We start from the raw sequence: 21,592 nt of genomic DNA on the forward strand, positions 1-21,592 counted from the left end.
CCTTGACACAGGCGTAAGTTCATCCCACATCTCCCCGAGGCGGGAGGGGGTTCGGGATGGGGTTCCTCGTTTCGAAACTTTGATTTCGCCCTAAGCGAGAGCAACCAGGGCGGCGTGGCGGCCATCGCGCCACAACAGGCCGGCCTCGCTGAAGCCGGCGGCGCGGGCCGCCGCCACGTGCCACGCGACCGAGCCGGCGAAGTTGGCCGCCGGCCGGTCGCGGAAGACCTCGGCCCGGGACGCCATGAGGTCGTCGAAGGCCGAGGCCACCTCGCCCCACCATTGGGCCCAGGCCAACTCGGCGGCGGCCTCACCCGGGGCCGGGTTGAGGGCGGCCGAGACGAAGGGCAGGCCGTCGTCGGGCATCAGGTCGGCCACCACAAGCAGGCCGCCCGGGTTCAGGGCCCGGTGGCAGCTGCGATAGAGGGCGCGGATCCGCTCGGGGCGCAGATAGTGGACGGTCATCACGGCCGTGGCCAGGTCGTAGCCGTCGCCGGCGGTGCCGGTCCAGTCGGGTTCGCCCAGGTCGGCGTCGAGGACGGTGACCGCGTCGGGGACGCCGCCCCGGGCCAGGGCCAGCAGCACCGGGTCGATGTCGATCATGGTGACCCGGGCCTCGGGCCAGCGTTCGGCCATCCGGGTCGCCAGCACGCCGGGGCCGCCACCCAGATCCAGGACCCGGGTCGGTGAGCGGCCCAGCACCGACTCGGTCGCCGTGCCTATCGCTCCCTCCAGCGAGGCCAGGCCGGGAACGAAACCGGCCATCACCTCGTCCCAGGCGGTGCGCCAGCGGGCGGAGTCGAGCGCGAGCATGTACCCATCCTCGATAGCGATCGGAAACGACAACCATTTCTAACAGGATGGGCGAGCGGGCGCTAGGAATTCAAGTCGGACAGCGTGGCGAGCAGCCGATCGATCTCGCCGGCCGTGTTGTAGACGTGCAGACTCACTCGTACGGACGAGGTCTTCTCACCCTCGGTGCCCTGGCAGTGACCGTCGGCTCGCACGAGTAGGCCGTCCGAGGCGAGGATGAAACCCAGATCGTTGGAGCCGATCTCGCGGTGCCGGAAGGTCACGATCCCGTGCCGTCGCTGCACTGTGGACTTGGCCGTCAGGCTGTCCTGACAGCCGAGCACCTCGTAGCTGCGCATCGAGGCGAGCCCCGCCGTCAGCCGGGCCCCCAGCGCGACGATCGACGACGCGATGCGGGCCAGGCCCACGGACGAGAGCCAGTCCATGGCCGCGGCGAGGCTCACGATTCCGGCCGTGTTCGGCGTGCCGTTCCACCCGGCCGGGGCGAAGGCGGGGCCACGGCGGTTGAGCGCCCACACCGCGCCGATGCCGGGCAGCGCCATCGCCTTGTGGCCCGAGACGACCACGAAGTCCACGTCCAGTTCACGGGCCGATACCGGCAGGTGCCCGAAGCTCTGGGCGGCGTCCAGGCAGATCGGGATGTCGGGCCCGGCCGCGGCCCGCAGGCGGTGCACGTTCATGTCGTTGCCGTAGACGTGGTGCACGTGGGTGGCCGCGATGAGCCGGGTGCGCGGGCCGACGGGCAGGCGGGCCACGTCGTAGTCGTGGGCCGAGTCGTACGGCATAGGCCGCACCACGATCCGGGTACCCTGCCGGCGCAGCAGTTCGGCCGCGTCGAGCCAGGGCACCAGGTTGGCGCTGTGGTCGGCGAAGGGCACGATGATCTCGTCGCCGTCGCGCACCACCGCGGTCAGCCAGTCGAGCGCGATCGTCCGCAGCCCTTCGCTGGTGCCGCTCACGAAGTGCACCCCCGACGTCTCGGGCGACGGGTCGTCGAGGAACCGGCGCAGCTGGTCGCGGGTCTGCGCTATGCGGGCCGTGGTGCGGTTGGCCCAGGGGTAGGTGCCGCGCGCGGCATTGGCGTTCTCGCTGGTCAGATAGGCCATCACCGCATCCAGTACGGCCTGCGGCTTCTGCGCGGTGGCCGCGCTGTCGAGGTAGGCCACACCCGGGTTGCCCACCAGTTGAGGAAACTGCGAGCGCACGTCGAGGTCGAGGGCGAGAGTCATCAGTCACGCACCAGCCGCGCGCCGGCGTCGCGCCAGGCGATCACGCCGCCGGCCAGCGAGCGCACCGAGGGGTGGCCCATCCGGGTCAGCAGCGCGGCGTAGCGGGCCGACTTCTCGCCGACCGGGCAGACCAGCAGCACGGGCTGCCGCCGGCTGAACGGCAGTCCACCGTGGAGCAGCTCGGCGAACAGCTCGTCCACGATGTTGATCGAGCCGTCGATGTGCAGGGCCTGGAACGCGTACGGGCTGCGCAGGTCGACGACCAGGCCGGGCCAGCGCTGGGCCTCCTCGACGTCGATCGTCGGCGCGGCCGCCACCTCGGACTCCGTGAGGTCGCGGGGGTCGTTGCGCCGCGGCGGCCGCCCGAACAGGGCCGGGCGCCGCTCCCGGACGTACGACAGATAGCTCTCCACTCGGTCGCACACGATGAAGACGGCCGTCTTGCGCTCGGTCAGCGTGGCGTCGATCGGCCGCAGGTGGCGAACCGCGCCGTGGAAAGCGCCACCCCCGGTCGGCCCGGCCGGCGTGCCGCACCGACGGACGAGGGTCAGCAGGCCGTCGATCGCGTCGTCCGAGGTGATCGTCTCGACGGTGTCGTAGACGCCCGGCTCGAACAGCCCGACCTCGTGCACCTCGTCGATGGTGCGGATGCCCGGGATGAAGTCGCTCTTGGCGGCGACCAGCCCCACGACCCGGACGTCCGGATCGTGCTGGCGCAGGGCCCGGGCCACCCCGGTCGACGACCCGGCGGTGCCGACGCAGGCGATGAAGAAGTCGGGCGCCCGTCCGTCCAGGTCCTTGACGATCTCGGGCCCGGTGCCGTGCAGGTGAGCCTCGACGTTGCGCTCGTTGAAGTACTGGTCGGTGTGCACGTAGCCGCTGCCGTTGCTGGTCAGCGTGCGGTGCATGCGCGAGAGCGGGTCCTCGGTGTCGCTCGGGTCGAGGCATTCGGCCTGGCCCGGCAGCTCGTCGATCTCGGCCCCGAGCAGCAGCAGCAGGTCTTTGATCTCGGGGACCTTCATACGGTTGGTGACGCTCTTGAAGCGCAGCCCGTGCATCCCGGCGATCATGGCCAGAGCCTTGGCCGTGTTGCCGCTCGAGAGCTCGACCACCGTGTCGCCCCGCTCGGCCGCCCCGGCGAGCATCGGGCGGGCCATCTGCCAGGCCGCCCGGTCTTTGAGGGAACCGAACGGGTTGAGCAGCTCCATCTTGGCGTACAGGTCGATGTTGCGCAGGCCGTGCACGACCGGGTCGATGCGGACCAGCGGGGTGTTGCCGATCGCCTCGGTCATGTCGTCGTATCTCATGCTGCCTCCGCGCGCTCGGGAACGGGCCAGTACTGCTCGTCGAGGCACCAGCTCCACCGGCCCCCGGCCCGGAAGAGCGCGACCTTGCGGCCGACCGGCTGGTGCAGGGCCCGGGTGGCGCTGAAGTCCATGAAGTAGCCGGCCGTGTTGACGAAGGCCAGCAGGTCGCCGGGCCGGGGCCGGACGGGCAGGACGACCTTGCGCCGCGTGATCAGGTCGGCTTCCAGGCACAGGTTGCCCAGGAGGAAGACCTCCGCCGGCCCGGCAATGCCGGCGGAGTCCTGCGGGATGACGACCGGATCCATCAGAACCCCGTGTTCCTCGAGGCTCACATCCCGCGAGTTCAATTCCAGCCGGACGAGAGTGTCCGGCCCGTCCCGCACCTCGAGCACCCGGGCCAGCACCAGGCCGCACTGGTCGAGCAGCGCTCGCCCGGGTTCGATGTCGAGGTCGATCATACTGTCGAGCAGCAGGGATCCGAGCGGCCGGCGCTGCTCGGGCGCGGTCGCGGCGAGCAGTTGGTCGAGATACCCGGGCCCCGAGACCGGCCGGTAGGCCGGATAGAGCCCGAGCGATCCGCGCAGCGTGCCCGCCTCGTTGCGCAGCCCGTACCCGTGCCCGTTCCAGGTCAGCGGCGAGCGCCGCCCGAGCACGGCCTGGGCCAGCTCCGAGGTGTACCGCTCCCACTGCGCGCCGTCGGCCAGGTAGTTCACGCCGAAGCCGCCGCCGATGTCGATCGACCAGGCCGGCACGTCCCGGCGGCGGCCCTCGTCGAGCGCGGCCAGGCAGCCCTCCAGCGCGATCGCCTTCTCGGCCAGTCCGATCGTGTCCAGGTGGTATGCCACCCCGACGAGTTCGAGCTGGTCGGCGTGCTTGTCGAGCCGGTCCAGAGCCTCCGTCAGCAGGGTCGCGGGCACCCCGAAGCGGCTGCGCCGGCTGACCAGGTGCACGCCGCGGGAGGCGAACTCGGACAGGCGCACCATCACCCGTACGCGAGGCAAGCGGCCCGCCGCGACCAGGGCGGCCAGCTCGCTCAGCTCGTCGAGCGAGTCGGCGTTGACGGTGATCCCGCTGCGCGCGGCCAGCCACAGGAACTCGCGGTTCTTGGGGCCGGTGGCCATGATGCGACCGGGGCCGAAACCGGCGCCGAGCGCGTGCTGCAACTCGCCCAGCGAGGCGACATCGACGCCGGCGTCGGTGGCGGCCAGGTGACGCAGCAGCGCCGAGGACCGGTTCGCCTTGTGCGCGAAATAGATGTTCCCGCGCAGCCGGTGCTGCCGATAGACCGCCCGGAACGCCGACACATTGGCGTCGAGCGCTTCCGGCAGAACGATGTTGAGAGGGGAGCCGAGCCCGTCCGTGAGTTGTCGCAGGAGATCGGGCTCGGCGAGAACCGATTGGGTGATCGATTCCATTCTCGGGGTCAGTTGGAGCGGGTGCGAATCAGGCACAGTACGACTCCCCGGATGGCCGTTTGAGCAGGTCAGTTCGGCAGGGTCGACAAAGCCGGACGGTTCGTTTCCTCAACGTAACCGATGCCCCGGGGCGCCCGCCAGAGGGAATCAATTCATTCAACGTCCGGCGCCTTTTCACTGATTCAATTGTGCACATGCGCATTCATTCATGAATGCCGGAAGAGATCGTAGGCAGGCCCGCGGCACCAGCTGCCGCGGGCCTACCGGCTCAGCTGACGCCCGACACGACCAGCATTTCGCAGGGGCCGGTGAAGCCGTCAGCGCCTTCGAACTCGCGGAGCGCGGCCTCGATCTCGGTCCAGGCCGCGCTCCGTTCCTGTTTCGACAGCCCGGACAGCATCTGGTGCAGGGCGCCGAACGACTCCTGTTCGAACCGGGTGCACTCGGCCGCGCTGGTCAGCCGGACCGGGGAGGGCACGGTCTCCACCCGTACGTCATGGAAGCCCGCCACCGTGAAGAGCTGCTCGGCCACCCCCGGCGCACCCAGGCTGAACGGGCCGGGCTGTCCCGGCGCGGGTGGCGGCAGCTGCGCACGCCGCCGGATGATCCCGACCGGGACCGAGAAGAAGGCGTTGCGGTCGGCAGTGGAATAGACGACCGCGGCCAGTCGGCCGCCGGGGCGCAGCGCGGCCCGCATGCCGGCCAGCGCCGCCCGCTGGTCCGGGAAGTAGATGAGCCCGACCCGGGAGATCACCGCGTCGAACTCACCGGCCGGCACGGCCAGATCCTCGCCGTCCAGTTCGCGGGTCCGCACGTTGTCCAGGCCGGCCGCGGCCGCTTCCGAGGCCGCGTAGCGCAGCACGGCGGGCGAGATGTCGGTGGCCAGCACCGAGCCCGACGGGCCGGTGCGGCGGGCCGCGGCCAGGCTCTGCCCGCCCGTCCCGGCCGCGACGTCGAGCACCCGGCTTCCGGTGGTGATCCCGGCCACGTCGAGCATCCGCTCGGTCGACGGGCCGAGCCAGGCCTCGATGAACGCACCCCACCGGTGCCAGGCCTCGGCGGCCTCCTCCCACTGGTCGCGCGTGGTCGTCTTGTACTGCTGCGGGTCGAACATGGTTCCTCCCCCTCGAGTGTTCTCACCCTCTATGCGCCAGATCCGGTCGGACATCCGCCAGAATCCGTCTGGCACTTCCGCGAGCGGACAGAATGCGCTGGTGACGCCATTCGTCGGCCGGCATTCCGCGCTGGCTCGGATGCTCGCCGCCCGGCCGGCCGGTTCCGATCCCCGGCGGGCGGGCCTGGTGCTGGTCAGCGGCGAGGCCGGGATCGGCAAGACGGCTCTGCTCGGCCGGTTCGCGGTGGAGTGCGACCAGGTGCTCTGGGGTGCGTGCTGGGACGACGCCCGGGCGCCGGCCTGGTGGCCGTGGACGCAGGCCCTGCGCGCCCTGCCTCCGGACCCGCGGCTGGCCGCGATCGTCGGTGGTCCCGCGCCGGACGCCGACGACGGCGCCCGGGCCCGGGTGTTCCAGGCGGTCAGCGACGGGCTCGAGCGGATCGCGCCCGCGGTGGTCGTGCTCGACGACCTGCAGTGGGCCGACGAGACGTCGGTGAGCCTGCTCAAATTCCTGGCCCGTCAGCCCCGCACCGGGTCGTTGCTGCTGGTCGCGGCGTACCGGCCAAACGAGCTGGGCCCCGGGGTGCTGACCGGCCTGGTCGAGTCGGCCGAGTCGATCACGCTCGGCGGGCTCGACGCGGCCGAGACCGGTGAGCTGGTGCGGGCTCTCGCGGGTGACGAGGCGGCTCAGCAGTGGGCGCCGGCCGTGCACACCCGCAGCGCCGGGCATCCGTTCTTCGCTCGCGAGTTGTGCCGCCTGATGGAGTCCGGTGGCGGCGCCGGCGACGTACCGGTGGCCGTCCGCGAGGTGATCGGCCGGCGCTTGGCCCGGCTGTCCGCGGCCTGCCGCGAGTTGCTCGACGCGGCGGCCGTGGCCGGGCCGGTGCTGCAGCCGGACGTGCTGACCGACGTCTGTGCACAGTCGATCGACGCGATCGACGTGGCGCTGGTCGCGGGCGTACTCACCGGGAGCGCCGACGGGCCGATCCGGTTCGCGCACGACCTGTTCCGCGAGACGATCTACGCCGCCCTGCCCGCCCGGCACCGCACCGAGCTGCACGAACGGATCGGTTCAGCCCTGCTGCGCCGGTCCGGACGGGGTGCACCAGTGGTCCCGGCCGAAGTGGCCCGGCACTTCGCCGCCGCGGCGCCCGTCCGCGGCGCCGGGCCGGCGGTGATCTGGGCCCATGCGGCCGCCGAGGCCGACGCCGGCCGGTACGCCTTCGCCGAGGCGGCGGACCATCTGCGCCGGGCCCGCACCGCGGTGGCCGACGCGGGCGCCCACGTGTCCGACCCCGACCTGGTGCGGCTACTAACCGTCGAGGCCGGCCTGCGGCTGCGGGCCGGTGACGCGGCGACGGCCCGGGCCCGGCTCGACGAGGCCTGGCGCCCGGCCGGCGCCGACCCGGAGCTGCTCGCCCTGGTCGCGCTGGGACTCGACAGCGCCGGCGCCCGCTTCGCCATGCCTCGGACCGAACTGATCACCGCGCTCGAGACCGCCCGGCACGCCCTCGACGGCCTCGGCACGCCGGCCGAGGCCCAGGTCACGGCCGCGCTGGCCCGCCAGTTGCAGCACTCGGTGCCGGCCGACCGGCCCCGCGCCGCCCCGTACGCGGAACGGGCGGTCGCCATCGCCCGCACCCTCGACGACCCGGTCACCCTGGCCAGCTGCCTGCTGGCCCGGCACGACATCCTGTGGACGCCGGGAACGGGGGCCGAGCGGGTGGTCATCGCCACCGAGATCATCGGAGCGGCCCGGGCCGCGGGTGACCCCGAGCGGCAGGCCCAGGGCTTCCTGCTGACGGCCAACGCCTACCTCGAGAGCGGTTCGGCGGCTTTCCGGGCCGCGTTCGACGAGTTCGCCTTTCTGACCGAGCGCCTGCGTCAGCCCCGGCACGACTATCTGCTGCGCACCCGGCAGGCCGCGCTCGCCCTGCTCGACGGCGCCCTGGAGACCGGCGAGCGGCTGATCGAGGAGGCGGCGGCGCTGGGGGAGGAGGTGGGCGACAGCGACACCGGCAACGTCCGGATGTCGCAGCGGCTCGAGGTGGTGCGGGCTCGCGGCAACCCCGACGAACTCCGGCGTACCGCGGCCGAGGCGGTGCGATGGTGGGTCGGGGCCCCGGCCCACGCGCACGCGGTGGCGGCCGGGTTCCTCGCGCGGGCCGGAGATCCGACCGCGGCCCGGCGCGAGGTCGAAACCGTACGGGCCCTGCCGGACTGGCGGGCCGACCGGTCGTACCTGTGGTCGATCTTCGCCGGTGAGCTGACGGCGGCCGCCATCGCGCTGGAGGATCGTGAACTCTGCCAGCTGTTGCTGGCTGACCTGGAACCGCTCGCGGACACATGCGCGGTGAACGGGGCACTGGTTTGTTTCATGGGTGCGCACGCTCATCGGGTCGGGCTGTTGCGGGCGGCGCTGGGCGACTCGGCCGGGGCGGTCGAGTCGCTGCGGGGCGCCCTGGCTGTTCATGAGCGGCTCGGCGCGCGGCTGTGGGCCGACGAGACGCGGCGCGCGCTGGCCACGCTGACGCCCGGCGCCGAGGCGACTATCTGCCGGTCGGGCGAGATGTGGCAGGTCAGCTATCGCGGGCGGGCGGCCTACCTGCGCGACTGCAAGGGCCTGCACGACCTGTCGACGCTCCTGGCCCGGCCCGGGGCCGACGTGGCCGCCCTCGATCTGGCCTCCGGAGGCGGGCCGGTGGTGCTCGACCGCGTCGCCGACGAGCCGGTGCTGGACGCCACCGCGCTGCGCGCCTACCGTCGCCGGCTGGCCGATGTGGAAGGTGCCGAGCGGGAACGGCTGCGCGACGAGGTGCGTCGCGCGACCCGTCCGGGCGGGGCGGCCCGGCCGTTGAGCCCGGGCAACGCGGAGCGGGCTCGCAAGGCTGTCAGTGCCCGCATCCGGGACGCGATCAGGCGCATCGAAGCGGTGCATCCGGAACTGGGCCGGCACCTGGACCGCACGGTCCGCACCGGCCATCTTTGCTGTTATGCCGGGTGAGCCACCGATCGCGGTGGCTCACCCGGGGTGAATCAGCTGCCGATCGGGCCGCCGTCGAGGCGCCACGAGACGACCACGGACGGCTTGGCGTAGTCGCCGTCGGGCCAGGTCGAGACGGGCTTCTCGACCGTGGCGCCGGTGATCTCGCCCGGGTGCTGCACGGCCACGAAGACCGAGCGGTCGTCGCCGGTGATGAACGGGCCGCAGGTCTCGGCGCCGCGCGGCACCGTGAGGAACTGCCGCAGGTGGCCGCGCTCGGAGCCTTCGATCGGGGTCGCGAACAGGCCGTCGTTGGTGCCCAGGGCGTTGCCGTCGGTCGAGATCCAGAGGTTCCCGGCGCTGTCGAAGGCGACGTTGTCGGGGCACGAGATCGGTGAGACGGCCGTCTTGTCGTACCCGCCGAAGTAGGTGTCGGCGGCGGCCGGGTCACCGCACACGATCGGCAGCGTCCAGGTGAAGGACTCGCCGGTGTGGTCACCCTTGTTCTCGGTGATCTCGAAGATGTGGCCGTGCTTGTTGGCGCTGCGCGGGTTGGCCTCGTCCACGCCCGGGTTGGTGCCGACGGCCCGGTTCGTGTTGTTGGTCATCGCCGCGTAGATCTTGCCGGTGCGCAGGCTGGGCTGAACGTCCTCGGGCCGGTCCATCTTGGTCGCGAGCACCTTGTCGCCGGCCAGCCGGGTGTAGGTGAGGATGTCGGCCACGGTCATGCCGGGGACGAACGACTTGTTCCCCGACACCAGCTTGATCCACTTGCCGGTGCCGTCGAAGGCCCCGTCGGACGGGAGCTTGCCGGTGCCGTCGATCTCGGCCGCCGGGCTGTCCCCGGTCACCTGGGCCACGTACAGCGTGCCCGACTCGAGCAGGGTCAGGTTGTGCTTGCGGTCGCCGGGGCGGTACTTCTTCTCCGACACGAACTTGTAGAGGTAGTCGAAGCGCTCGTCGTCACCCATGTACGCCACGACGTGCCCGCTCTTGGCCACGATGACGTTGGCGCCCTCGTGCTTGAAGCGGCCCATCGCGGTGTGCTTGCGCGGCGGGGCGTCCGGGTCGAACGGGTCGACCTCGACGATCCAGCCGAAGCGGTTGGCCTCGTTGGGGTGCTTGGCCAGGTCGAACCGCTCCTGCGCGCGCTCCCACTTGCGCGAGTCGCTCGGGTAGCGCGCGGTGGTGGTGATGCCGTAGCGGTTGAGTTTCGGCTTGTCAGCCTCCGTCACACCGTCGCCGCCGACGAAGTACTGGTTGAAGTTCTCCTCGCCGGAGAGCACGGTGCCCCACGGGGTGACGCCACCGGCGCAGTTGTTCAGCGTGCCGATGACCCACTGACCCTTGGGGTCGGCCTTGGTCTTCACGGCGGGCGTGCCGGCCACCGGGCCGGTCAGCTTGAACACCGTCTCGAGGGCGGTGATCCGCTTGTTGTAGGGCAGACGGCGCGACTCGACCGGCTTCCACTGGCCGGTCCGGCCGACCCGCTCGATCTCGACCACGGACATGCCGTGCGCCGCCATGGCGATCTTGATCTGTTCCACCGAGAGCGCGTCCAGGCTGGTGAAGCCCGGGAACATCAGGTTCTCGTTGGTGTACTCGTGGTTGACCACGAGCAGCGCCCGGTCGTTCGAGTTGCCGAACGGCAGCACCCCGACGAAGTCGTTGTTGTAACCGAACTGCTGCGACTGGCGCTTGGCCGTCTGCCGGCCCAGGTCGAACTCGGGGGCGCCGGCCACCACCGGGTCGCCCCAGCGGATCACGACGGCCGAGTCGTAGCCGTTGGGCACGACCAGGTTGTCGAGCGTGTTGGGCGGGATCGCCTTGAAGCTGATCTTGCCGGCCTTCCCGGGCTTCGGGGCCGGGCCCGCGGCGACCGGGGCCGGTGCGGCGGTTGCCGGGACCGCCGCGCCGACCGTGGCGCCACTCACTCCGAGGACGAGCGCACCGGCGGCGCCGGCCCGCATCACACCGCGCCGGCTCATCGACGCGTTGACAACATCACCGAGGTACGGGTTGTCCGACGTGTTGGGCGCCGGGTGGTCGCACGCGTTGCCGCAGCGGTACATGCAGGTCATGGCGTCCCGCGAGCCACCACTGTGGCCCAGCAGGGGTAAAAGTCGACGCATCGGCTCTCCTAGATCGTCCAGGCCGCACACGAGGTGGGCTGCCCGAACGCTAGGAGAGCCGGCCGCCACGATCCACCGGCTGCCGGTGAACGGCGAGTAAACCTCTCTCTAGCTGCCGATTCGTCCGCCGTCGAGGCGCCAGGTGACCACCACCGCCGGTTTCGCGTAGTCGCCGTCGGGCCAGGTCGAGGCCGGGTTGTCCACGGTGGCGCCGGTCATCTCGCCCGGGTGCTGCACGGCCACGAAGACCGAGCGGTCGTCGCCGGTGATGAACGGCCCACATGTCTCGGCCCCCGGCGGCACAGTGAGGAACTGCTTGAGATGACCGCGCTCGGGGCCCTCGATCGCGGTCGCGAACAGCCCGTCGTTGCTGTTCAGCTGGTTGCCGTCAGTCGAGATCCAGAGGTTGCCGGAGCTGTCGAAGGCGACGTTGTCGGGGCACGAGATGGGCGACACCTTGGTCTTGTCGTAGCCCGCGAAATAGGTGGCCGGGTCGGCCGGGTCGCCGCAGACGATCGGCAGCGACCACGTGAAGGAGTCGCCGGTGTGGTCTCCGCGGTCCTCGACGATCTCGAAGATCTGGCCGTGCTTGTTGGCCGTCCGCGGGTTGGCCTCGTCGACACCGGGATAGGTGCCGACGCCCCGGTTGGTGTTGTTGGTGAGAGCGGCATAGATCTTGCCGCTCTGCAGGCTGGGCTGGACGTCCTCGGGCCGGTCCATCTTGGTCGCGCCGACCTTGTCGCCGGCCTCGCGGGTGAACGTGAGCACCTCGATGGCGGTCATCCCGGGGACGTACGACGTGTTCCCCGAGACGAGCTTGATCCATCGGCCCGTACCGTCGAAGGCCCCGTCGGACGGGAGCCGGCCGGTGCCGTCGATCTCGGCCGGCGGGCTGTCGCCGGTGAGCTTCGCGACATAGAGTGTGCCCGATTCGAGCAGGGTCAGGTTGTGCTTGCGGTCGCCCGGGCGGTAGCGCTTGTCGGAGACGAACTTGTAGAGGTACTCGAACCGCTCGTCGTCACCCATGTACGCCGCGACCTGCCCGTTCCTGGCCACGATGACGTTGGCGCCCTCGTGCTTGAAGCGGCCCATCGCGGTGTGCTTGCGCGGCAGCGCGCCCGGTTCCAGCGGGTCGACCTCGACGATCCAGCCGAAGCGGTTGGCCTCGTTGGGGTGCTTGGCCAGGTCGAACCGCTCCTGGGCACGCTCCCAGCGCCGCGACCCGCTGGGGTAACGGGCGGTGGTCAGGATGCCGTAGCGGTTGAGCCGGGCCTTGGCCGCCTCGGGCACGGCGTCGCCACCCACGAAGTACTGGTTGAAGTTCTCTTCACCGGAAAGAGCCGTGCCCCACGGCGTCAGGCCGCCCGCGCAGTTGTTCAGCGTCCCGATGATCGTCTTTCCCTGGGGGTCGGCCACCGTACGCAACAACGGCGTCCCAGCCGCCGGGCCGTCCGCCCGGAACGGCGTGGCCAGCATGGTCAGCCGCTTGTTGTACGGCAGTCGCTTTCCCCGTACGGCCTGCCACTGCCCGGTGCGGCCGACCCGCTCGATCTCGACCACCGACATGCCGTGGGCGGCCATCGCGGCCCGCACCTGATCGACGCTCAGCGCCTCGTGCGTGGTGAAGCCGGGGAACATCAGTTCCTCGTTCGTGTACTCGTGATTGGACACGAGCAGGGCCCGGCGGTCGCTGCCCGGGAACGGCACGACACACAGGAAGTCGTTGTTGTAGCCGAACTGCTTCGACTGGCTCTCACCGGTCTGGTGCTCGAGGTCGAAGGCGGGGGCGCCGGGCAGCACCGGGTCGCCCCAGCGAATCACCAGCGCGTGGTCGTAGCCGTTGGGCACGAGCACGGTGTCGATCTCGTTGGGCGGGATCGGCTTGAAAGTGAGGGCCTTGCCGGTGGCTGGGGCCGGGGCGGCCGAGGTGGAGGGCGCGGCGCCTGCCGGGACCGCCGAGCCACCCACTCCCAGCACCAGGGCGCCCGCCCCGCCGGCGGTGAACAGGCCACGCCGGCTGACCGCGGCGTTGACGATGTCACCGAAGTACGAATTGTCCGACCGGTTGGGCGCCGGGTGATCGCAAGCGTTGCCGCACCGGTAGAGACAGGTCATCGCATCGCGCCCACCGCCATGACGGCCGAGCAGCGGTAAAAGTCGACGTTCAGGATCGGGCATCGTTGACCTCCATCGACATTGATGAACATCAGGTAAACACGAAACGATGATCGACTGAAGCGCCGGTGAGTTGAGGTTGCAGCTGTTCGGCGGGCTGAGGCCGGTTCAGGTGGTAACCCTGCAGCAGGTCGACCCCGGCCTCGGCCAGCGCGACGGCGGTCGGCTCGTCCTCGACCCCCTCGGCCACCACCGTGAGGTCGAGCGACCGGGCGATGGCGATCACCGAATGGATGATCGTGGCTCGGGCCGGGGAGTCGTTCATCCGCATGACGAACGAGCGGTCGATCTTCAGCTCGTCGATCGGCAACTCCGGCAGCAGGCCGAGCGAGGTGTAGCCCGTACCGAAATCATCGATGGCGACCCGGATACCCGCCGCGCGGATGGCGGCCAGCCGAGCCGCGGCCTGGTCGGGCCGGGTGAGCACGGCGGTCTCGGTGATCTCGACGGTGAGCAGGCGGGCCGGCAACTGTTCCAGCTCGAGCAGGGCCAGGATGGTCGGCACGGCCCGGTCCTGGGCCAGGTAGGCCGCCGACAGGTTGACCGACACGGGCACGTCGTGCCCGGCCCGGTGCCACTGCGCGGCCTGGTGCAGCGCCTCGGCCAGCACCCAGTCGGTCAGCTCGAGGATCACGTCGGACCGCTCGGCGTCGGGCAGGAAGACGCCCGGCGGCAGCGTGCCGCGCTGCGGGTGCTGCCAGCGCACCAGCGCCTCGACCCCCTGGATCGCGCGGTCGCCGGTCGCCCGGTGCAGCGGCTGATAGTGCAGGCGCAGGTGGCCGGCGCCGATGCCGGTGCGCAGTTCGGTCAGCTGCCGCAGGTCGGCGCGCTGGCCGGTGCCGATCTCCGGGGTCCAGACGACCACGCCGGTGCGGTCCTTCTTGGCGGTGCGCAGGGCCGCGGCCGTACGCCGGAGCACCTCGGACGGGTCCCGCTGGTCGACCACGCAGACGCCGGTGCTGGTCTCGACGCTGACCGGCACCCCGTCGACCAGGTGCGGCCCGCGGATGACGTCGGCCAGCCGCCGGGCCAGGCCGGCCGGTCCGGGCAGCGGCGCCGTGTCGGCCACCAGCACCAGGAACTGGTCCCCTTCGAGCCGGGCGATCAGGTCCCCGGTGCGGCAGGCGGCGCGCAGCCGGGACGCGACCCGTTGCAGCAACGTGTCGGCGCCGTGCCGGCCGAGCACGTCGTTGATGTCCTGGAAGCGGTCCAGGCCGAGGTGGATGACGGCGGCCAGGGTGCCCGCCTCGAGGCGCTGGTGGGCTTCGGAGAGCGCGGCCGAGCGGTTGGGCAGGCCGGTCAGCCGGTCGGTGCGGGCCAGCCGGGCGTAGCGGCCGGCCATGGCGATGAGCAGGCCGTCCACAGGCGCGATGCCGTACCGGCCGTCGGGCCAGCGCACCAGCAGCGGCTCGTCGTGCAGGCCGGGCGGGCGTTCCAGGGCGGCCTCGGCGGCCAGTTCGATCTCGGTGTCGGCCGGCAGCACCCGGGTCTCGCCGCTCTCGGCCAGCCCGGCCAGCGGACCCGGGTCGTCGACCCGGCGCTCGATGACGGCCCGTGCCACCAGCGTCGGCCCGGTGCCGGGCCCGGCGACCAGGACGCCGGGCCGCAACGGTTCGGCCCGCAGCTGGGCCGCCACCTCGGCCACCGGCGTGCGCGCGGACAGCACGGCGGCGGGCAGGGCGATCTCGCCCAGCTTGCGCGGCAGGCGCCCGGTCACGACGCCCCCAGCTCGAAGCAGGCGCCTTCGATCACCTGCCGTCCGCCGAGCCGTTCCGGGCGCAGGCGCAGCCATAGGCGGCCCGCCTCGAAATCGGCCGGTTCGCCGCCCAGCGCGGTCGCGAACGCGGCCCGCAACCGCTCGTGGTCGGCCTCGCCGGTCACCGACCGGAAGGCCGCGAGCAGCCCGTCGGCCGGGTCGGCGGCGCCCAGCACGGCCGCGGCGTCCCCGGTCGAACTGGTCAGCAGCGGGTCACCCAGCGGGCCGGCGACCGCGGTGAACCGGTAGCGGGCGAGGCGACGGGTCAGCTCGTCCAGATCGCGCCGGCCCTCAGTGGTGTGTTCCTCGGTGCGGTCGAGCACCACTCCGTCGCACAGGGTGGTGCCGTCGGTCAGCCGGTAGAACCGCCCGGCGCCCTGCAGCCGCCGGCGCTCGCCGTCCGGCCGCACCACCACTCCCTGCCAGCGCCACGGCTCCAGGGTGATCAGCGAGACGTGCATGCCGTCATCCTCGACGGTGTCCAGGACCAGCCGAGGGTCGGTGATGATCTCATTCGGCTCGAGCCCGTAGATGTCCCGGCAACCGTCCGAGACGAAGGTGAAGGCCTGGCCCCCGTCCGGGGCGAAGCGCAGTTGGAAGAGCATGCCGGGCGCGTTGTTGACGGTCGCCCGGAACAGCCGCTCGCTCTCGCCGAGCTGGTCCTCGCTGCGGCGGCGGGCGGTGTCGTCGATCGCGATCGAGCACACGCCGTAGATCGAGCCGTCGGGGTCGATCAGCGGGAAACGGGTCACCACGTACTGGCGGATCTGGTCGCCGAACGGCAGCTCCTCGAGCGCCGTCAGCGCCTCGCCGGTGCTGATCACGTGCCGGTCGTGCGCCCGCCCGGACGCGGCCACCACCTCGGGCAGCACGTCGGTGTCGCGGTGGCCGACCAGCTCGGCCGCGTCGACCTGGAAGACCCGCTCGTACTCGCCGTTCACGAACAGGTAGCAGCCGTCGAGATCCTTGGCCGAGATCATGGCTGAGGTGTGCTCGAGGATGGCGTTGACCAGCGTGGTGCTGCGCTGCAGCTCTTGCTGGGCCTGATGCCAGTCGGTCTGGTCGGAGAGGAACGCGCAGAAGCCGTCGGGCAGCGGGTCGAGCACCATGGTGACGCGCAGTTCGGCGCCGTCGCGGTGCGAGGCCGGCACCTCGACCCGCATGCCCGTCCACGGCTCGTCCGAGGCCAGCCGGCGGGCGAACGCCGCCGAGTGGGTCGAGCGCAGAGTGCCCGGCACGAGGGTGTCGGCCAGCGGGCGGCCCACCATCTCGTCCCGGGTCCAGCCGAACAGGCGCTGGGCCGCGGGGTTCCACTCCCTGATCAGGCCCCGGCGATCGACCTCGACGTAGGCCAGGGAGGTGGCCCGCAGCGTGTCACCGGACGGCGCGACCAGGGAATTGTCTGCGGTTAACACGCCCGCTTCATCGGCCGACGGTCGGCGGGCATGAGTGTTTGCCTGCGCAACGTGACTCCCACCTCTCCGCTCCGACTCTCACCGCCGATTGTTGCCGCTCGCCGGAGGGGCTGGGGGTGAAACCGGCGATTGACCGGCCCGGACCAGGCCGGACTCGTAGGCGAAGACGACCGCCTGCACACGGTCGCGCAGCCCCAGCTTCATCAGCACCCGGGCCACGTGGGTCTTCACCGTGGCCTCACCCACGGCGAGCTCGGCCGCGACTTCGGCGTTGGACAGGCCACGGGCCACCAGCCGCAGCACCTCGGCCTCGCGCGGGGTCAGACCGTCCAGCGCGGCCGGCGGTCGCGGACCGGGCTGGCCGGCGAAGGCCGAGATCACCCGGGTCGTGACGGCCGGGTCGAGCAGCGCCTCGCCCGACGCGACGACCCGGATCGCGGTGATCAGGTGCTCCGGCGACGACACCTTGAGCAGGAACCCGCCGGCCCCCGCGCGCAGCGCTCGGTAGAGGTTCTCGTCGCTGTCGAACGTCGTCAGAATGATCACCCCGGGTGGGTGGGGGTCGGCGCGCAGCGTGCTCGTCGCGGCTAACCCGTCCTGCCGGGGCATGGCGATATCCATCAGTACGACGTCCGGCCGCAGCCGCCGAGCCACGGCCACCGCCTCGGCCCCGTCGCCGGCCTCGCCCACCACGAGCATGTCGGGCTCGGTCTCGATCACCATGCGCAGGCCGGCCCGGATCATCCGCTGGTCGTCGGCGATCACCACCGAGATGCTCATCGGAGCGCCGCCGCCGGCAGGGGCAGCTGGGCCCGTACGGCAAAACCGCCTTCCCGGCGGGGCTCGGCCGTGAGCTCGCCGCCGAACAGGGTGGCCCGTTCCCGCATGCCGATCAGGCCCTGACCGCCGGTGCCCACGACCACCGGCCGGCCGTCGTTGACCACCTCGAGGCGCAGCCCGCCGTCCGTGAAGCCGACCGTGACCTCGACCTTGACCGGTCCGGCATGGCGCAGGACGTTGGTCAGCGCCTCCTGCACGATCCGGTAGGCCGAGACGTCGATCGCGGGCGGCACCGGCCGCTTCTGCTGGTGCAGGGTGACGGTCAACCCGGCCTCGCGCACCTGCGTGACCAGCTCGTCGAGGCGGTCGAGACCCACCGGCGCCAGGGCCGTGTCGGCGCCCTCGCCGCGCAGCAGGCCGAGCGTACGGCGCAATTCCCCCACCGCCTCCCGGCCCGACGACTCGATGCCCCGCAACAGCTCGCTGTCGACCGGCAGGCCCGCGTCGAGCCGGCGGCGCACGGCCCCGGCCTGGACCACCATCACGGTCACGCTGTGGGCCACCATGTCGTGCAGCTCGCGGGCGATGCGGACACGCTCCTCCATGACCGATTCGCGGGCCTGCTGCTCCCGGACGGCCGCGCTGCGCCGGGCCTGGACCGACAGGGTGACCCCGAGGACGTACGGCGCTATCGGGAAGAACAGGGCGGCCATCGGATCGCCCGGGTCGTTGGCCAGGTAGACGACGAACGTGGTCGCGACCAGGCCCGCGCCGATCAGGCCGCGCCGCTCGAGGCCGGTCGGCGGCACGTGGCGGCCCACGGTGTAGATCACGATCATCGTCCCGACCAGCTGCCACAGCCGGAAGTTCACGGTCTGCTCACCGGCCACCACGGCCGGGCGGTAGAAGAGCGACATCGGCTCGATCACGTGCGGAGCCATGGCCAGCAGCGGCACGAACCGGCGGAGCAGCACGGTGGCCGCGGACAGCACTAGCACCAGCGGCCACCAGCCGCCCGGCATGGCGATCAGGTATTCCTCGGTCACCGCGAAGAGCACGAAGCCGCCGGTCAGCGCCAGATCGGTGGGTCGCAACCGCATGGGCCGACGGTACGGCGCAGGGGCCGGGGGCCGAACCCGTCCCGAGGATGACAAGCCCTCCACCGCGCGGCGGACACCGGCTCACTCCGCGTAGGGGTTACGGCGCGGTCCGGCGTCCCTAGCGTCCTGGTCGTTCCGACCGACGAAGGGGATTTGATCATGTGGCGGAAGGTGGCTGCGGCCAGTCTGGTGCTGGCGCCGGTGGCACTGGCGGTGTCGACCGGGATCGACCCGGCGCTGGGCGAAGACCAGGGGTACGGGGTGTACCGGGCGCATCCGGAGGCGACGCAGTGGCACTCGTTGCTGCTGCACTGGGCCTGGGTGCTCTGTGTGCCCGGCTTCCTGGGGCTGCTGGCCCTGGTGCGCCGGCGCGGAGCGATCCTGGCCGGGATCGCCTGGGTGGCGACAGTGCTCGGGCTGGTCACGTTCTCGGCACTGATGGCGGCCGACTTCGGTTTGCTCAGCCTGGAGCAGCAGCCCGGGCTCACTGATGCGCAGTTGACGGCGTACGACGACCGGATCGGCGCCATGCCGTGGGCGGTGTGGGGGTGGCAGATCCCCGGGATCGCCGGCTGGGCGGTGGCGCTGATCGTGACGCCGCTGGCCGCGGTCCGGGCCGGGGTGATCAACTGGTGGACGGCCGGGCTGGCCCTGCTGGGGACGGCGCTGTACCTGCTGTTCGCGATCTCGCCGGTGCCGCTCAGCCTGACCGGGCCGGTGGTGCTCGTGGTGGCGTACGCGATGGCCGCGCGTCAGATGCTGCGGTTCACTTCGGACGGACCGGACGTGTTCGGCGCCTTCCGCCACCACGCCGGCCGAATCTGCCTGGTCGCGGCGCCGCTGTCGTTCGCGGTCGGGATGGCCACCGTCCCGCTGCCCCAGGCCAGCGCGTTCTTCCTGCACTTGGCGTGGGTGTTGTTCATCCCGGCCGTGCTCACGGTGGCCGCCCGCGGCGGTCGGTTCACCCGGGTGGTGTCGGGCCTGGCCGTGCTGGGCCTGATCCACTTCAGCGCGCTGATGTTCGGCGACTACCTGGACCTGGCCGCGCGGCAGGCGCTGGGCGACGCGGTGGCCGACCGGGCGGCCGACCTGACCGGCGGCTACGTGACGTTCACGCTGGGCTGGGTGCTACCCGGCATGGTGCTCACGTTCCTGGGCCTGATCCTGGTTGCGGTCGGGGCGGCCGTGGACCGCCTGGTCCGCTGGTGGGCGCCGGCGCTGGTGGTGGCCGGGTTCGCCGGGTTCTTCCTGCTCGGCCTGGGCCCGATCGGGGTCGTCGGCCCCCTCGTGCTGGTGGCCGGGTTCGGGTCGATGGCCGTCGCGCTCGGCACGCCCACCCCCACTCGTGGCGAGCCCGTCGCAGTGTCCTCCTAGTACCTTCAGGGGAACACCACCACGGCCCCCGGAGTCCCCCGCGATGACGAGCCCCGTTCCCGCCCCGAGACCCCTCGACCAGCTGGCCACCGAGGGCGAGCGACTGGGGTGGATCTTCAACGACCGGAACCTGTACCGGCGGAAGTTCATGGAACCGCCGCCGCAGCCCGCGCCCGTCCCGCCCGAGCTGCAGGAAAGGCTCGACCGGGCCCAGCGCGGCATGGTCAAGCGGATCCTGGTCGCGCTCGGTGTGGGGTTCGGGCTGACGGTGCTGATCGGGTGCTGCGGCGGGGTGCTGACCCGGGATTCCGACGGCGGGCGCACCCTGGTGCTCTTCCTGGCCGGGTTGTCGGCCCTCGGGGGGATCGCGGGGGCGGTGCTGGCCGGGCTCATGCCGACGCTCGCCCGGCGGTCGGTGGCCGAGGCGAACGAGCGGGCCCAGGCCGCGTACGCAACCGAGCACACGGCCTGGGACAGCCGTCGCCAGTGGCACGACCAGCAGCAACAGCACGCCGTGGACGCGCGGCCGGAGTGGTCGGCGGCCAGCCCGTCGCCGGGTACGCGCCGGGTCGACATCGTGGGTGGTACCTCGTACGGGTGGGAAGCGGTTCTGACCGTCTTCGGCGGCTCGCTGCTGGCCACCCGGGGACGCATGGTGCTGGCCGACTTCACCGGCGAGGCCCTGTCGGGCGAGTTGATGCAGCTGGCCCTGGGCACCGGGCGGTCCGTGCGCGAGGTGGCGCTGCCGTCCGACCTGGCGTCGTTCGACCTGGTGGCCGGTCTGTCCACCGAAGAGCTGGTGGACGGCCTGGTCGAGGCCATGTACGGGGACGCGGGCGACGGGGGGAACCGGGCCGAGCGGTCGCAGGACGCCCTACTGCTCAACCAGATCGCCGGCATTCTCCCGCCCTCGCTGACCATGGCGCGGTTGCTGGCGGCGCTGCGAGTGCTGTCTGGACAAATCGGAATTTTGCCAGCTGATGTCGAGGCTCGGTTGGCCGCGCTTCGGCCCGAGGAGTCCCGGGTGCGGCGGATCGAGGCGTTCCTGCACCCGCTCGAGTCCATGGGCAGCGACCCCGCCACCACGCCCCCGGCCGACCTGACCTGCCTGGTGGCCGAGGGGGGCAGCGGCCGGGCCCAGCACGAACTGCTCAAAGACCTGCTGGTGCAGTGGCTGGGCCACCAGGTGCGCCACGAGGCGACCCCGATCGGTTCGCTCGTGCTGCTCGGCGCCGACGAGATCGACCACCGCGCGATCGAACGCCTCAGCACCCTGTGCGAACGTCGCGGCATCCGGCTGGTGCTGTTCTTCTCGCACCTGCGGGCCGAGTCGCTGCGAACCATCGGCGGCGGCGAGGTCGCCCTGATGCGCCTGGGCAACCACCAGGAGGCGGCGCAGGCGGCCGAGTTCGTCGGCCGGGGCCACAAGTTCGTGCTGAGCCAGTTGACCCGCACGCTGGGCGGCGAAGAGACCCACACCGTGGCCGACACGGTCGGCGAGTCCGAGACGAAAGGCGGCTCCAAGGGCGAACGCGCCTCCCGCCACGGCCTGCGCCGCTACACCAGCACCAACTGGAGCAAGACCCGCAACTGGAGCCAGACCGAGTCGACGGCCCAGGGCACCAACTGGAGCGAGGCCTCATCGGAGCAGCGCGTCTACGAATACGTGCTCGAGCCGCGCGTCCTGCAGGACCTTCCCGAGTACGCCCTGATCCTCGTGAAGAACGAGGGCCGGGGCTCCGTGGTTCAGGCTGTCGAGGTCGACCCGGCCATCGTCACCCTCCCACGCGTGTCCATGACGCCGGTCGCCCACGAGCCTCTACCCGACCCGGCCGAGGCCGTCATCCCCGCGACCCGCCACCCCAGCCAGGTCACCGTGTCGCAACCCCAGCCCCTGGCCGCCGCCGACCAGCCCACCCCCACCTGGGGCGCGATCTCCGACCCACCCCGCCACCAGCAACGCCCCTGACCCGCTCGCCTCGACCAGGGGCCGCCATCT

Annotated in this window: 14 protein-coding genes; 3 read left to right on the top strand and 11 right to left on the bottom strand. The window is 71.8% G+C overall.

The window, feature by feature from the left end:
- Window positions 1–90: 90 nt before the first annotated feature.
- The 5 genes from M1L60_RS33015 to M1L60_RS33035 all read right to left on the bottom strand — a co-directional run bounded on the left by M1L60_RS33015 (window position 91) and on the right by M1L60_RS33035 (window position 5,878).
- On the bottom strand, window positions 91–813 hold the full coding sequence (locus M1L60_RS33015; protein ID WP_253241471.1) for a class I SAM-dependent methyltransferase: 723 nt from the start codon (window positions 811–813) through the stop codon (window positions 91–93).
- 62 nt (window positions 814–875) lie between these two features.
- On the bottom strand, window positions 876–2,042 hold the full coding sequence (locus M1L60_RS33020; RefSeq protein WP_253241472.1) for an aminotransferase class V-fold PLP-dependent enzyme: 1,167 nt from the start codon (window positions 2,040–2,042) through the stop codon (window positions 876–878).
- A complete protein-coding gene (locus M1L60_RS33025) occupies window positions 2,042–3,349 on the bottom strand; it encodes a pyridoxal-phosphate dependent enzyme (RefSeq protein ID WP_253241473.1) in 1,308 nt (435 codons plus the stop codon). Before M1L60_RS33025 ends, M1L60_RS33020 begins: the two co-directional genes overlap by 1 nt.
- Window positions 3,346–4,764, bottom strand: a complete 1,419-nt coding sequence (locus M1L60_RS33030; protein WP_253241474.1) for a type III PLP-dependent enzyme domain-containing protein — start codon at window positions 4,762–4,764, stop codon at window positions 3,346–3,348. Before M1L60_RS33030 ends, M1L60_RS33025 begins: the two co-directional genes overlap by 4 nt.
- 268 nt (window positions 4,765–5,032) lie before the next feature.
- Complete coding sequence (locus tag M1L60_RS33035) at window positions 5,033–5,878, bottom strand: class I SAM-dependent methyltransferase (RefSeq protein WP_253241475.1); 846 nt, start codon at window positions 5,876–5,878, stop codon at window positions 5,033–5,035.
- Window positions 5,879–5,978: 100 nt separating this feature from the next.
- Between M1L60_RS33035 and M1L60_RS33040 the strand changes: the two genes are divergently transcribed.
- Window positions 5,979–8,882, top strand: coding sequence for an ATP-binding protein (locus M1L60_RS33040; RefSeq protein ID WP_253241476.1), 2,904 nt, complete (start codon window positions 5,979–5,981; stop codon window positions 8,880–8,882).
- A gap of 32 nt (window positions 8,883–8,914) precedes the next feature.
- On the opposite strand, the gene M1L60_RS33045 is transcribed toward M1L60_RS33040, so the two are convergent.
- The 6 genes from M1L60_RS33045 to M1L60_RS33070 form a co-directional block, all read right to left on the bottom strand.
- On the bottom strand, window positions 8,915–10,993 hold the full coding sequence (locus M1L60_RS33045) for a PhoX family protein (protein ID WP_253241477.1): 2,079 nt from the start codon (window positions 10,991–10,993) through the stop codon (window positions 8,915–8,917).
- A 108-nt stretch (window positions 10,994–11,101) separates the two neighbouring features.
- Window positions 11,102–13,171, bottom strand: a complete 2,070-nt coding sequence (locus M1L60_RS33050) for a PhoX family protein (RefSeq protein ID WP_253241478.1) — start codon at window positions 13,169–13,171, stop codon at window positions 11,102–11,104.
- A gap of 28 nt (window positions 13,172–13,199) precedes the next feature.
- Window positions 13,200–14,885 carry a putative bifunctional diguanylate cyclase/phosphodiesterase gene (locus tag M1L60_RS33055; RefSeq protein WP_253241479.1) on the bottom strand — a complete coding sequence of 562 codons (1,686 nt, stop codon included), beginning with the start codon at window positions 14,883–14,885 and terminating at the stop codon, window positions 13,200–13,202.
- On the bottom strand, window positions 14,882–16,339 hold the full coding sequence (locus M1L60_RS33060; RefSeq protein ID WP_253241480.1) for a PAS domain-containing protein: 1,458 nt from the start codon (window positions 16,337–16,339) through the stop codon (window positions 14,882–14,884). The genes M1L60_RS33055 and M1L60_RS33060 overlap by 4 nt, the downstream gene beginning before the upstream one ends.
- A gap of 78 nt (window positions 16,340–16,417) precedes the next feature.
- Window positions 16,418–17,119, bottom strand: coding sequence for a response regulator (locus M1L60_RS33065; RefSeq protein WP_253241481.1), 702 nt, complete (start codon window positions 17,117–17,119; stop codon window positions 16,418–16,420).
- Complete coding sequence (locus tag M1L60_RS33070) at window positions 17,116–18,219, bottom strand: sensor histidine kinase (RefSeq protein WP_253241482.1); 1,104 nt, start codon at window positions 18,217–18,219, stop codon at window positions 17,116–17,118. Before M1L60_RS33070 ends, M1L60_RS33065 begins: the two co-directional genes overlap by 4 nt.
- Before the next feature lie 159 nt (window positions 18,220–18,378).
- Here M1L60_RS33070 and M1L60_RS33075 point away from each other — a divergent pair, with 159 nt between their 5' ends.
- Window positions 18,379–19,593, top strand: coding sequence for a hypothetical protein (locus tag M1L60_RS33075; RefSeq protein ID WP_253241483.1), 1,215 nt, complete (start codon window positions 18,379–18,381; stop codon window positions 19,591–19,593).
- 43 nt (window positions 19,594–19,636) lie between these two features.
- Window positions 19,637–21,562 carry a hypothetical protein gene (locus M1L60_RS33080; protein WP_253241484.1) on the top strand — a complete coding sequence of 642 codons (1,926 nt, stop codon included), beginning with the start codon at window positions 19,637–19,639 and terminating at the stop codon, window positions 21,560–21,562.
- The last annotated feature ends 30 nt before the right edge of the window (window positions 21,563–21,592 follow it).

It is taken from the genome of Paractinoplanes aksuensis (assembly GCF_024137025.1).
Classification (GTDB): domain Bacteria; phylum Actinomycetota; class Actinomycetes; order Mycobacteriales; family Micromonosporaceae; genus Actinoplanes; species Actinoplanes aksuensis.

Bases quoted from the DNA above. Each gene is read 5' to 3' on its own strand.
- M1L60_RS33015 (WP_253241471.1), bottom strand. From the start codon at position 813: ATGCTCGCGCTCGACTCCGCCCGCTGGCGCACCGCCTGGGACGAGGTG.
- M1L60_RS33020 (WP_253241472.1), bottom strand. From the start codon at position 2,042: ATGACTCTCGCCCTCGACCTCGACGTGCGCTCGCAGTTTCCTCAACTG.
- M1L60_RS33025 (WP_253241473.1), bottom strand. From the start codon at position 3,349: ATGAGATACGACGACATGACCGAGGCGATCGGCAACACCCCGCTGGTC.
- M1L60_RS33030 (WP_253241474.1), bottom strand. From the start codon at position 4,764: ATGGAATCGATCACCCAATCGGTTCTCGCCGAGCCCGATCTCCTGCGA.
- M1L60_RS33035 (WP_253241475.1), bottom strand. From the start codon at position 5,878: ATGTTCGACCCGCAGCAGTACAAGACGACCACGCGCGACCAGTGGGAG.
- M1L60_RS33045 (WP_253241477.1), bottom strand. From the start codon at position 10,993: ATGCGTCGACTTTTACCCCTGCTGGGCCACAGTGGTGGCTCGCGGGAC.
- M1L60_RS33050 (WP_253241478.1), bottom strand. From the start codon at position 13,171: ATGCCCGATCCTGAACGTCGACTTTTACCGCTGCTCGGCCGTCATGGC.
- M1L60_RS33065 (WP_253241481.1), bottom strand. From the start codon at position 17,119: ATGAGCATCTCGGTGGTGATCGCCGACGACCAGCGGATGATCCGGGCC.
- M1L60_RS33070 (WP_253241482.1), bottom strand. From the start codon at position 18,219: ATGCGGTTGCGACCCACCGATCTGGCGCTGACCGGCGGCTTCGTGCTC.
- M1L60_RS33075 (WP_253241483.1), top strand. From the start codon at position 18,379: ATGTGGCGGAAGGTGGCTGCGGCCAGTCTGGTGCTGGCGCCGGTGGCA.
- M1L60_RS33080 (WP_253241484.1), top strand. From the start codon at position 19,637: ATGACGAGCCCCGTTCCCGCCCCGAGACCCCTCGACCAGCTGGCCACC.